This window comes from Paraburkholderia sp. BCC1886 (assembly GCF_900996245.1).
In the GTDB taxonomy this organism is placed as follows: domain Bacteria; phylum Pseudomonadota; class Gammaproteobacteria; order Burkholderiales; family Burkholderiaceae; genus Paraburkholderia.
Window position 1 is genome coordinate 72,875 of sequence record NZ_CAAJGK010000107.1, and the last position, 11,888, is coordinate 84,762.

Here is an 11,888-nt window from a genome sequence, read left to right on the forward strand (position 1 = left end):
CGGCGGCTCTGTGCCGCCAGGATGATCGAAAAAGCCGCTCCGGGCTAACCCGGAGCGGCTTTTTTTCGGATGTCGGCGACATGCTGCCGGCGCGGCGTTACCTCAGTTCGTCATGGTGAGAGGCTAAGTGAGGTCGAAGGAAATTCAGCAGATCAGGCGGCTCGAGCAGATTGTTATTGCCATTCGGCGGCGGGACCGACGCGGTTTCGGGCAATGCGCCCCAATCGCGCGAACTTGGCGGACTGAAAAATAGCACCCGGTTGGGCGCGGCCGCGTAGTTGTCCTCGGAATAGGCGGTATTCATGTAGCCTCGCAAGCCCGTTCGCATCTGCTCCAGACTGTCGTAGGTAAAGACCCCATTGTTCGGATCGAAAATGGCGTAGCGATCGGCGGGGCGATTTCCTGCGCCATGGGCGTCGTCCGGCAGATGTTGAATCAGCAACACATGACCGCTATCTGCGGGGCCGCTTGCGTCGGTGCGCTGGATACCGACCCGCACGTATGCAAGACCGCCCGGCGGTATGTCGCCCATGCTGTCCAGCAGACCTTCGATCCGCGTCTCTCGCGGCGAGGTGCCGTCGACATTCAGATTCAGTTCCGAAGACTGGCGATAATGCCGCAAGCCCAGCGCAGTCGGATTGCTCTGAAACGAGTCGATGTTGTGGTAGAGACTCGTCGCGTTATCTCCGCCACGATCCATATCGTTGTTCATGCTGTCGACGGCTAGCGGCAGGGTGCTCGTTTGCCCGTCACCGGTATAACTGCGGTCGATGCGCCGAAGCGTTTCGCGTGCAATGCCTTCGCAGGTTCCGCGACCTTCGTCGCCGCGTGTCTGCGCGCGTTCGAACTGATCGAATCTGACGTGTGACGAAGCAGTCTGGTCGAGCGCTTCGCCACCGCGGCACTCGCGGAATTCCGACCGGAAGCACGTGCCCAGCAGATTGCCGCGCTTCATACGCGTGTGATCCTGATGCAAGTTGTCCGCACGGTGTTCAGCGGGCGCGTCCCTGGCGCTCGCCGCGCGCGCCAGAGGCGCGTTGACCGACCGCTGATCCGTTGTTCGGCCATACCGGCCGGCAAAATCATATTCGGAAAAAATCGGTGTTGCACGGGACGTACTGGCCTTCGAGTCATGCGATCGCGCGACCGTTTCCGAAGACAAGGTCTGCCGTGATGCGCCGACGAAAGGGGTGAAGAAATCCATCTGCTGCTCTCCATTGAAATTAAACGAAACAAAGGCGGAACAGCGCGCCGGTTCACAGCGATCCCGGCACAATCAGTCGAGCGTTGGCGCGGGATTCATCTGTGGCGACAGTGTGTGGAAAACGCGCCCAGGCGGGGTAATGGATAGCCATCACAGGCGTTGTGCGGCGCTCCCCGGCGTATGAAAAAGCCCAGAAATTGCGGGATTTCCGCACAGTCGCCCCGAGCCGGTACGTTTGCCCGCGTTCTATATTGGCTATCCGTTCTGTGCTATGCTCCCCGGGTGCAAAGTTTTAGGTCCTTCCAAGCAAGACTTGATTCGCGCAATCCGCTAAACGGTCAGGCCGTGTCGCGGAAGGTTCTGTAACCCGCTATTTCTCGAGAAACTCGAAGAAAGGTGAGCGTAAAAATGATGAAGCAATTCCAGTCGAACTCCTATCTGTTCGGCGGCAATGCTCCGTACGTTGAAGAAATGTACGAAGCGTATCTCGACAATCCGGCGTCAGTGCCCGAGAACTGGCGCAGCTATTTCGATGCGTTGCAGAACGTCCCCGCATCGGATGGTACGAATGCCAACGACGTGGCCCATGGCCCGATCGTCGAATCTTTTGCCCAGCGCGCGAAGGCGAATGCTTTCATTCCGCGTACGGCAGGCGGCGGCGAAGATCTCGCTACTGCGCGCAAGCAGGTTTATGTGCAGTCTCTCATCGGCGCATATCGCTTCCTCGGCTCGCAATGGGCCAATCTCGATCCCCTGAAGCGCCGCGAACGTCCCGCAATCCCCGAACTCGAACCCGCGTTCTACGACTTCACCGAAGCCGACATGGACCAGGAGTTCAGCGCCACGAATCTGTATTTCGGATTCGAGCGTGCGTCGCTGCGCGAGATCGTCAAGGCGTTGCGTGACACGTATTGCGGCACGATCGGTGTCGAGTACATGTACCTCAGCGACCCGGAGCAGAAGCGCTGGTGGAAAGAAAAGCTCGAGTCGACGCGTTCCACGCCGAGTTTCTCGAACGAGAAGAAAAAGCACATCCTGAATCGCCTGACGGCCGCTGAAGGCCTCGAGCGCTTCCTGCACACAAAATACGTCGGCCAGAAGCGTTTCTCGCTCGAAGGCGGCGAAAGCTTCATCGCGTCGATGGACGAAGTCGTGCGTCACGGCGGCGCGAACGGCGTGCAGGAAATCGTCATCGGCATGGCCCACCGTGGCCGTCTGAACGTGCTGGTCAATACGCTCGGCAAGATGCCGGCGGACCTGTTTGCCGAATTCGAAGGCAAACACGTCGACGACCTGCCGGCCGGCGACGTGAAGTATCACAAGGGTTTCTCGTCGGACGTTTCGACCGACGGCGGCCCGGTTCACCTGTCGCTCGCGTTCAACCCGTCGCACCTCGAAATCGTCAACCCGGTGGTCGAAGGTTCGGCGAAGGCCCGGATGGACCGTCGCGGCGACGACAGCGGCCTGCAAGTGCTGCCGGTACAGATCCACGGCGACGCGGCTTTCGCCGGCCAGGGCGTCGTGATGGAAACGCTGAACCTTGCGCAAACGCGCGGTTACGGCACGCACGGCACGCTGCACATCGTCATCAACAACCAGATCGGTTTCACGACGTCGGACCCGCGCGACTCGCGCTCCACGTTGTATTGCTCGGACGTCGTCAAGATGATCGAAGCGCCGGTGCTGCACGTGAACGGCGACGATCCCGAAGCAGTCGTTCTGGCCACGCAACTGGCTATCGACTTCCGGATGCAGTTCCACAAGGACGTCGTGGTCGACATCGTCTGTTTCCGCAAGCTGGGTCACAACGAGCAGGACACGCCGGCCGTCACGCAGCCGCTGATGTACAAGACCATCGCCAAGCACCCGGGCACGCGCGCACTGTACGCTGAAAAGCTGGTGCAGCAAGGCGTGATCACCGCGGAACAGGGCGACGAATTCGTCAAGGCGTATCGCAAGGCCATGGACGAAGGTCATCACACAGTCGACCCGGTGCTCTCGAACTACAAGAGCAAGTACGCGGTGGACTGGGTTCCGTTCCTGAACCGCAAGTGGACCGACGCAGCGGACACGGCCGTGCCGCTCGCCGAACTCAAGCGCCTTGCCGAGCGCATCACCACGATTCCGGAAAACTTCAAGGTTCACCCGCTGGTCGAGCGCGTCATCAACGACCGTCGCGCGATGGGCCGTGGCGACGCGAAGCTCGACTGGGGCATGGGCGAGCATCTCGCGTTCGCCTCGCTGGTCGCGTCCGGTTACGCCGTGCGTCTGACCGGTCAGGATTCGGGCCGCGGCACGTTCACGCATCGTCACGCGGTGCTGCACGATCAGAACCGCGAACGCTGGAACGACGGCACGTACGTGCCGCTGCAGAACATTGCCGAAGGTCAGGCAAAGTTCAACGTGATCGACTCGGTGCTGTCGGAAGAAGCGGTGCTGGGCTTCGAATACGGTTACTCGACCGCCGAGCCGAATACGTTCGTCGCGTGGGAAGCGCAGTTCGGCGACTTCGTGAACGGCGCGCAAGTCGTGATCGACCAGTTCATCTCGTCGGGCGAAGTGAAGTGGGGCCGCGTGTCGGGTCTTACGATGCTGCTGCCACACGGCTACGAAGGTCAGGGTCCGGAGCACTCGTCGGCACGTATCGAGCGTTTCCTGCAACTGTGCGCAGACCACAACATGCAGGTCGTTCAGCCGACCACGCCGGCGCAGATTTTCCACCTGCTGCGCCGTCAGATGATCCGCCTGTTCCGCAAGCCGCTGATCGTCGCCACGCCGAAGTCGCTGCTGCGTCACAAGGAAGCCGTGTCGGATCTGTCGGAACTGGCCAAGGGTTCGTTCCAGCCGGTGATCGGCGAAGTCGACGACACCATCGACGCGAAGAAGGTCAAGCGCGTCGTGGTGTGCTCGGGTCGCGTGTATTACGACCTGCTCGCGCATCGTCGCGAAACGAAGGCGAACGACGTCGCAATCGTCCGTATCGAACAGCTCTATCCGTTCGCACACAAGCAGTTTGAAACGGAAATCAAGAAGTACGACAACGCGACGGAAGTGGTCTGGGTGCAGGACGAGCCGCAGAATCAGGGCCCGTGGTTCTACATCGAGCATCACCTGAAGGAAGGCATGAAGGACGGACAGAAGCTGGCGTACAGCGGCCGTCCGGCTTCGGCTTCGCCGGCAGTCGGCTATTACGCGAAGCACTACGAGCAGCAGAAGGCGCTGGTCGAAGGCGCGTTCGGCCGCCTCAAGAGCTCGTCGATCGCCAAATAAACATCACAACCGAACCGGGGAAGCGCAGCGCGCTTTCCCGTGCCGCTTTAACGGGGCACCGAGGTTCGAAGGCGGTCGTCGTTCACCGCGCCGTCACCCGATACGCATCCAGGAAGATATTCATAATGGCTATTGTTGAAGTCAAGGTTCCCCAGCTTTCCGAGTCGGTCTCGGAAGCCACGATGTTGCAGTGGAAGAAGAAGCCCGGCGAGGCTGTCGCAGTCGACGAAATTCTCATCGAAATCGAGACCGACAAGGTCGTGCTCGAAGTGCCGGCACCGTCCGCCGGCGTGCTCGCACAGATCATCGCGAACGACGGCGACACCGTCACGGCCGACCAGGTCATCGCCAAGATCGACACCGAGGGCAAGGCAGGCGAAGCTGCGGTCGAAGCCGAAGTGAAGCCGGCTCCCGAAGCAGCGCCGGCTCCGGCCGCCGCACCGGCACCGGCTGCCCAGGCTGCCGCTGCAACGGGCACGAACAACTCCGCATCGCCGGCGGCCGGCAAGCTGATGGCCGAGAAGGGTCTGGGCGCGGGCGACGTGTCCGGCACGGGCCGCGACGGCCGCATCACCAAGGGCGACGTGCTGACCGCCGGCGCACCGGCTGCAAAGGCTGCGGCTCCCGCACCGGCCGCCGCACCGAAGGCGGCCAAGCCGTCGCTTCCGGACGTCAAGGCACCGGCATCCGCCGACCAGTGGCTCAAGGACCGTCCGGAACAACGCGTGCCGATGTCGCGTCTGCGTGCGCGTATCGCCGAGCGTCTGCTCGAATCGCAGCAAACCAACGCCATTCTCACGACGTTCAACGAAGTGAACATGGCGCCGGTCATGGACCTGCGCAACAAGTACAAGGACAAGTTCGAAAAGGAACACGGCGTGAAGCTGGGCTTCATGTCGTTCTTCGTGAAGGCGGCGGTTCACGCGCTGAAGAAGTTCCCGCTCGTGAACGCATCCATCGACGGTAACGACATCGTTTATCACGGTTACTTCGACATCGGTATCGCGGTCGGTTCGCCGCGCGGTCTGGTGGTGCCTATCCTGCGCAACGCCGACCAGCTGAGCCTCGCCGACATCGAAAAGAAGATTGCCGAGTTCGGCCAGAAGGCCAAGGACGGCAAGCTGTCGATTGAAGAAATGACCGGCGGTACGTTCTCGATCTCGAATGGCGGTGTGTTCGGCTCGATGCTGTCGACCCCGATCATCAACCCGCCGCAGTCCGCGATTCTGGGCGTGCACGCGACCAAGGAACGCGCCGTGGTCGAAAACGGCCAGATCGTGATCCGTCCGATGAACTACCTCGCGCTGTCGTACGACCACCGCATCATCGACGGTCGCGAAGCCGTGCTGTCGCTGGTCGCCATGAAGGACGCGCTGGAAGATCCGGCCCGTCTGCTGCTCGACCTGTAATTACGGGTCCGCTGGCGCCGGCTTGTCATTGCACGAGCCGGCGCCATATGAGTACCACGCGAAGCACCACGCGGTACTACGCAAGCACCCAGCATCCAGCATTCCGCAGTACAGGAACGACGCGCGCCGCGAAGCGCGGCTGCGTGTCGTCCCGTCATCCAAAGGATTGTCATGTCCAAAGAATTTGACGTCGTCGTGATCGGCGCAGGCCCTGGCGGCTATATCGCGGCTATTCGCGCCGCCCAGCTCGGCAAGACGGTTGCATGTATCGAAAAATGGAAGAACCCGGCCGGCGCGCTGAAGCTCGGCGGCACGTGTCTGAACGTGGGTTGTATTCCGTCGAAGGCGCTGCTCGCGTCGTCGGAAGAGTTTGAAAACACCTCGCATCACCTCGCGGACCACGGCATTACCGTGTCGGACGTGAAGGTCGACATCTCGAAGATGATGGCCCGCAAGGAAGGCATCGTCGAAAAGATGACCAAGGGCATCGAATTCCTGTTCCGCAAGAACAAGATCACGTGGCTCAAGGGCCACGGCAAGTTCACCGGCAAGACGGACGCCGGCGTGCAGATCGAAGTGAGCGGCGAAGGCGAAACCGAAACGGTCACGGCCAAGAACGTGATCATCGCGACGGGCTCGAAGGCGCGTCATCTGCCGAACATTCCAGTCGACAACAAGATCGTCGCCGACAACGAAGGCGCACTGAGCTTCGAATCCACGCCGAAGAAACTCGCCGTGATCGGCGCGGGCGTGATCGGTCTGGAACTCGGTTCGGTGTGGCGCCGTCTGGGCGCGGACGTGACCGTGCTCGAAGCCCTGCCGGAATTCCTCGGTGCCGCCGACCAGGCGCTCGCGAAGGAAGCCGCCAAGCAGTTCAAGAAGCAGGGTCTGGACATCCACGTCGGCGTGAAGGTCGGCGAGATCAAGACGACCGACAGCAGCGTATCGATTGCCTACACGGACAAGGACGGCAACGCGCAGACGCTCGAAGCCGACCGCCTGATCGTGTCGATCGGCCGTGTGCCGAACACCGACAATCTCGGTCTGGAAGCGATCGGCCTGAAGGCCAACGAACGCGGCTTCATCGACGTCGACGAGCACTGCGCGACGGCCGTGCCCAACGTGTATGCGATCGGCGACGTGGTGCGCGGCCCGATGCTCGCGCACAAGGCGGAAGACGAAGGCGTGCTGGTGGCCGAGATCATCGACGGTCAGAAGCCGCATATCGACTACAACTGCATTCCGTGGGTGATCTACACCGAACCGGAAATCGCGTGGGTCGGCAAGACGGAACAGCAACTGAAGGCGGAAGGCCGCGAAGTCAAGACGGGGCAGTTCCCGTTCATGGCGAACGGCCGCGCGCTCGGCATCAACAAGGCGGATGGTTTCGTCAAGATGATCGCCGACGCGAAGACCGACGAACTGCTCGGCGTGCACATCATTTCGGCCAACGCGTCGGACCTGATCGCCGAAGCCGTGGTGGCGATGGAGTTCAAGGCGGCGTCGGAAGACATCGGCCGCATTTGCCATCCGCACCCGTCGCTGTCGGAAGTCATGCGCGAGGCGGCGCTGGCCGTCGACAAGCGCGCGCTGAACATGTAATGACGCGCACGCCTGACTGAGCAGCACTTCGGCATTACCACCAAGGCGGGCGGGTTCAATCCCTCCCGCCTTTCTTTTTGCAGCGCCACGATGAACGTCACCGAATACTACGAAAAAGAACTGCAGACGCGGGGTTATCAATCTGACCCGGCGCAGCGCGCGGCGGTCGACCGTCTACAGCGGTGCTGGGAAGAGTGGGTCGAGTACAAGTCGCGCCGCTCGAACGCGCTCAAGAAGCTCATCAATCGCCCGGATCTGCCGCGCGGCGTGTACATGTGGGGCGGCGTCGGGCGCGGCAAGAGCTTCCTGATGGACAGCTTCTACATGATCGCGCCGGTGCAGCGCAAGACGCGGTTGCACTTTCACGAGTTCATGCGCGAAGTGCATCGCGAACTCGAAGAACTGAAGGGCACCGCCGATCCGCTCGACGAACTCGCACGCCGCATCGCGAAGCGTTACCGGCTGATCTGCTTCGACGAATTCCACGTATCGGATATCGCCGACGCGATGATTCTGTATCGTCTGCTCGACAAGCTGTTCGAGAACGGCGTGCAGTTCGTGATGACCTCCAATTACGATCCGGACACGTTGTATCCGGACGGCCTGCATCGCGACCGCATGCTGCCGGCCATCGAGCTGATCAAGTCGAAGCTGGACGTGATCAACGTCGACGCGGGCATCGACTATCGGCAACGTACGCTGGCGCAGGTCGAGGTGTATCACACGCCGCTGGGCGCGGCCGCCAACAAGGCGCTGCGCGACGCTTTCTCGAGCCTCGCCGCGGTCCCCGACGAGAGCCCGATCCTGCACATCGAGAAGCGCGAACTGAAGGCCTTGCGACGCGCGGACGGCGTCGTATGGTTCGACTTCGCAACGCTGTGCGGCGGTCCGCGCTCGCAGAACGACTACCTCGAACTGGCGAGCCGCTTTCACGCGGTGATTCTCGCCGACGTGCCGCAGATGTCGGCGCGCATGGCGTCGGAAGCGCGCCGCTTTACCTGGTTGATCGACGTGTTCTACGACCATAAGGTGAAGCTGCTGATGTCGGCCGCGGTGCCGCCGGAGCAACTCTATGTCGACGGGCCGATGGCCAACGAATTCACGCGCACCGTGTCGCGCATCGTCGAAATGCAGTCGAAGGAATATCTCGATGCGCCGCGCCGGACGGTGGATACGTCGCTAACCTGACGACTGATGCGAAACGGATAGGGCGGCCCATTGAACGGCGCGAAGCGGCTTTTGCGATAGGCCGCTAACCGCTTGCCGAGCATGCGGCGTCGGGTGCCGCATTTTCAAGATTCGGATTGGTCTTATATGCCGTCCGCGGACGACTGGATATCTTCTTTGTCATGGATCTGACAAAGGAGAAGCCATGAACCCGTACCGAGATATCACCGACGAAGAATGGCAACGTGTTGCCCCGTTGCTTCCTGAACTGCGTCCGCGCTCCGAGTTGCGCGGCAGGCCGCTGGCCAATACGCGGTCCGTGCTGAACGGCGTGCTGTGGGTGATGTACAGCGGCGCCACCTGGTCGGCCATGCCGCGCAAATACCCGTCTTATCAAACCTGTCATCGGCGCTTCAAGGCGTGGCATGAGTCCGGCGTACTGAAACGGGTCATGCAACAGCTGTTCGGCGCCGCCAGCGACGAACTCTGCAGTCTGATGGAAGCCCGTATGCGTATTCACGTGGCTCCCGCGCAGAAGCCGTTAGAGGCCGAGAAGCTCCCACCCGTTGCACCGGCCGTCTACGCTCCGTCGTCGGCCAAGCCACTGCCGTCCTCGCCCTTTGCTTTTGCGTCGTCGCCGTTCAAACACGCGGCATGACACTTCCCTCCAGCCGGTTTCAAATACGGCAACGGCCGAACGGGCAAAGCCCGCCGGCCGTTTTATTCGCCGTTTTATTCGCCGCTTTATTCTTGAGTTAAAGCTACGTCGTAACCCGCCAGCGTTCTATTGCTGACGAATCCAGGTTTGCGAACGGCCAAGCAACGCAACGCCGATATAACCGCGCACCACCAGCTTGTTGCCACCGTCTTCCAGGTGCATCTTGCACTTGTACAGCTTGCCGTTTTCCGGGTCGAGAATCTGGCCGTGATCCCAGCCGTCGCCGTCCTTCTGCATATCGCTGATGATGGTCATCCCGAGAATCAGCTGGTCCTTGCGGGAGTCGGTGCAGGCGGTGCAGCGGCGCTCGGGCTGGTCGTTCGCACCGAGCCCCTTGATGACCTTGCCGCTCAGCGATCCGCCGTTATCGGCAATCTGTACGAGTGCTTTGGGCTGGCCGGTGTGATCGTCGATGGTCTGCCACGTGCCGACCGCTGAGTCGGCCTGGGCCATCGCGGTGACGACGCTGGCGAGCAATACGCCGGCGAGTGCGGCGTGGCGGACCGTTCTAACGGCGAGTGTGCGAGCGCGTCGCGTGAATTGAATCATTGTCTTCCTCCTTGATTAAAGACGGCGCGATCATGGTCGCGCAGTGTTCTCGGCATCTCGGGTGGCGGAGTCCTGCGACCACCGTGACGCCTGGTATCGACTCTCAGGTTCGATTGAGCTGTCCCCGGTGTGCGAGCGGCGTATGGCCGTCACACATCGTTTGCGCAGAATACGGGAAACTGCGCGCGCCGTTTGATAGAGGAACCTCTAATCGAGGCGCGCCACCCGAGACGATCAATTCAACTGATAGGAGAAAGTCGCGTTCACACGGGGACTACGCGACGCACTTTCCACCGGTGCATCGCCGATCGGTTTGGCCACCGACAGATCCAGGCTGTAGTACTTCGTATCCGAAATGCGGAAGCCAAAAGCAATCGACGACAGCCGCGAAGGCGAGGGTGTACCGGCATGAAGGAACACGCGCGCCATATCGAACGAGATGTACGGCGTGAACGTGCGCAGATACGTGAAGCCCGGTGCGAACGCACGGTTCACTTCGAATATCGCGCCCCAACCCGAGTCGCCCGACGCTTCGCCCGGTTCATAACCTTGGGCGAAACGCTGCGCGCCGAACGAGATCTGCTCCGAGGTCGGCAGCGATACCGGACTGTACTGACCGGTCAGCGAAATCGACGTGCCGATCTTCAACGGCCACTCGTTGGTTTGCGAAAAGCTCGCGCCGGTCCGCACGAAATTGATCGATGCGGGGTTGACGATCGTCGTGCCGGGCACGTTCGAGTCGCCGGATTTCGAGGCGCCCAGAATATCGAAAGCCTTCGCCACGTTGATGCTCGCGCGGCGCACCTGACCCGGCTGCACGTTCGCGTAGTCGGCTTGCAACTGCATCACGCGCACTTGTGAGCGCAAGCCGATTTGCGCGCCCGTATCGTTGTTGTGATAACGGTCCTCGTCATGCGAGGCGTACACCGATGCCGTGCCCGTCAGACTCTGCGTCGAGCTCAACAGAATCGGGTAAACGAGCGACCCGCCGACCTTGTCGTTGATCACCGTGCGCTGAACATAATTGGGCAGACCCGGGTTGTCGGTCGGATTGCCGCGATAGTGCGATGCGTCGATCTTCGCAGTCAGTCCATCGGTACCCACCGGCACCGCGGCGTGCGCGGCAAGATACGTGACGTTGTTGCGACCCTTCGGCAGCAGCGCCGAAATGCTCAACTGTTCGCCGAGCGAAGTCAGGCCGTTTTCGGTGGCCGTCAGCAGGCCTTGCAAGCCAGGCTGGTTGGAAGCGATACCGGCGCTCACATCGAAGGGTTTGCGGTCGACGTTCAGCTCGAGCGTGGTGGCGCCGTCGGTGTTCTGCGGCGGCGCGACGTTCGCCACCACTTTCACGCCCGGCAGCAGACCGAGCACGTTCGTGTAGCGGTCGAACGTTGCGCGCCGCAGCGGCCGGTCCGCGGTGATGTGCTCGGCGATCGCGCGAATCTTGTCTTCCATCGCGCCGGGTTTGCCGGTCACCTTGACCGCGGACACGTAACCTTCCACCACCGTCACGCGCACCACGCCGCCTTCGAAAGTCTGCGCTGGAATGAACGCGAGCGAGAGCGCATAGCCGCGTTCCTGGTAAAGCTTGGTGACGCCGTCCGCCACCTGGATCAGGTCGCCGATCGTGATGTCTTTACCGACTAGCGGCGTGAAGCGCTGCGCGACCTGATCGAACGGAATGGACTTCACGCCCTCGACCTGTACGCGCGTGGGCGTCAGATGGCGGGCGAGGAGTTCCTGGAGTTGAGGGGCTTGCGGTGCGACCTCGACGGTCACGTTCGGGCCGCGGTCGGGCGCCTTGATTTGCGGCAGCGTTTCCAGCGGATTACCGCCGCCGGCGGGACGAGCCTGAGCTCGTGCATCTACCTGCATCGTGCTGGCGGCGAGCGCCGCGAGCACGACGGTCCATTTACTGCCGTACCCGAGTTTCATCGGATTCTTCCTCGTATTGCCCATCTTGTTTTGC

The 11,888-nt window shown here is 61.6% G+C and carries 8 protein-coding genes; 5 read left to right on the forward strand and 3 right to left on the reverse strand.

Annotation, left to right across the window (positions count from 1 at the left end; genetic code table 11):
• Positions 1 to 97: 97 nt before the first annotated feature.
• Entirely contained in the window at positions 98 to 955 is an 858-nt protein-coding gene (locus FQ746_RS30715) for a hypothetical protein (protein WP_144113581.1), read from the reverse strand.
• Between the two features lie 657 nt (positions 956 to 1,612).
• Here FQ746_RS30715 and FQ746_RS30720 point away from each other — a divergent pair.
• The 5 genes from FQ746_RS30720 (at position 1,613) to FQ746_RS30740 (ending at position 9,310) form a co-directional block, all read left to right on the forward strand.
• Positions 1,613 to 4,474, forward strand: a complete 2,862-nt coding sequence (locus FQ746_RS30720) for a 2-oxoglutarate dehydrogenase E1 component (protein WP_144113582.1) — start codon at positions 1,613 to 1,615, stop codon at positions 4,472 to 4,474.
• A gap of 125 nt (positions 4,475 to 4,599) precedes the next feature.
• Complete coding sequence (gene odhB / locus FQ746_RS30725) at positions 4,600 to 5,883, forward strand: 2-oxoglutarate dehydrogenase complex dihydrolipoyllysine-residue succinyltransferase (protein ID WP_144113583.1); 1,284 nt, start codon at positions 4,600 to 4,602, stop codon at positions 5,881 to 5,883.
• Positions 5,884 to 6,054: 171 nt separating this feature from the next.
• Complete coding sequence (gene lpdA, locus FQ746_RS30730; protein WP_144113584.1) at positions 6,055 to 7,485, forward strand: dihydrolipoyl dehydrogenase; 1,431 nt, start codon at positions 6,055 to 6,057, stop codon at positions 7,483 to 7,485.
• Between the two features lie 90 nt (positions 7,486 to 7,575).
• Positions 7,576 to 8,673, forward strand: a complete 1,098-nt coding sequence (gene zapE, locus FQ746_RS30735) for a cell division protein ZapE (RefSeq protein ID WP_144113585.1) — start codon at positions 7,576 to 7,578, stop codon at positions 8,671 to 8,673.
• Between the two features lie 184 nt (positions 8,674 to 8,857).
• Complete coding sequence (locus FQ746_RS30740) at positions 8,858 to 9,310, forward strand: transposase (RefSeq protein ID WP_144113586.1); 453 nt, start codon at positions 8,858 to 8,860, stop codon at positions 9,308 to 9,310.
• 126 nt (positions 9,311 to 9,436) lie between these two features.
• On the opposite strand, the gene FQ746_RS30745 is transcribed toward FQ746_RS30740, so the two are convergent.
• Together FQ746_RS30745 and FQ746_RS30750 are read right to left on the reverse strand one after the other, a co-directional pair.
• Positions 9,437 to 9,919 carry a DUF2147 domain-containing protein gene (locus tag FQ746_RS30745; protein ID WP_144113587.1) on the reverse strand — a complete coding sequence of 161 codons (483 nt, stop codon included), beginning with the start codon at positions 9,917 to 9,919 and terminating at the stop codon, positions 9,437 to 9,439.
• Positions 9,920 to 10,153: 234 nt separating this feature from the next.
• Entirely contained in the window at positions 10,154 to 11,854 is a 1,701-nt protein-coding gene (locus FQ746_RS30750) for a ShlB/FhaC/HecB family hemolysin secretion/activation protein (protein WP_144113588.1), read from the reverse strand.
• Positions 11,855 to 11,888 lie beyond the last annotated feature (34 nt).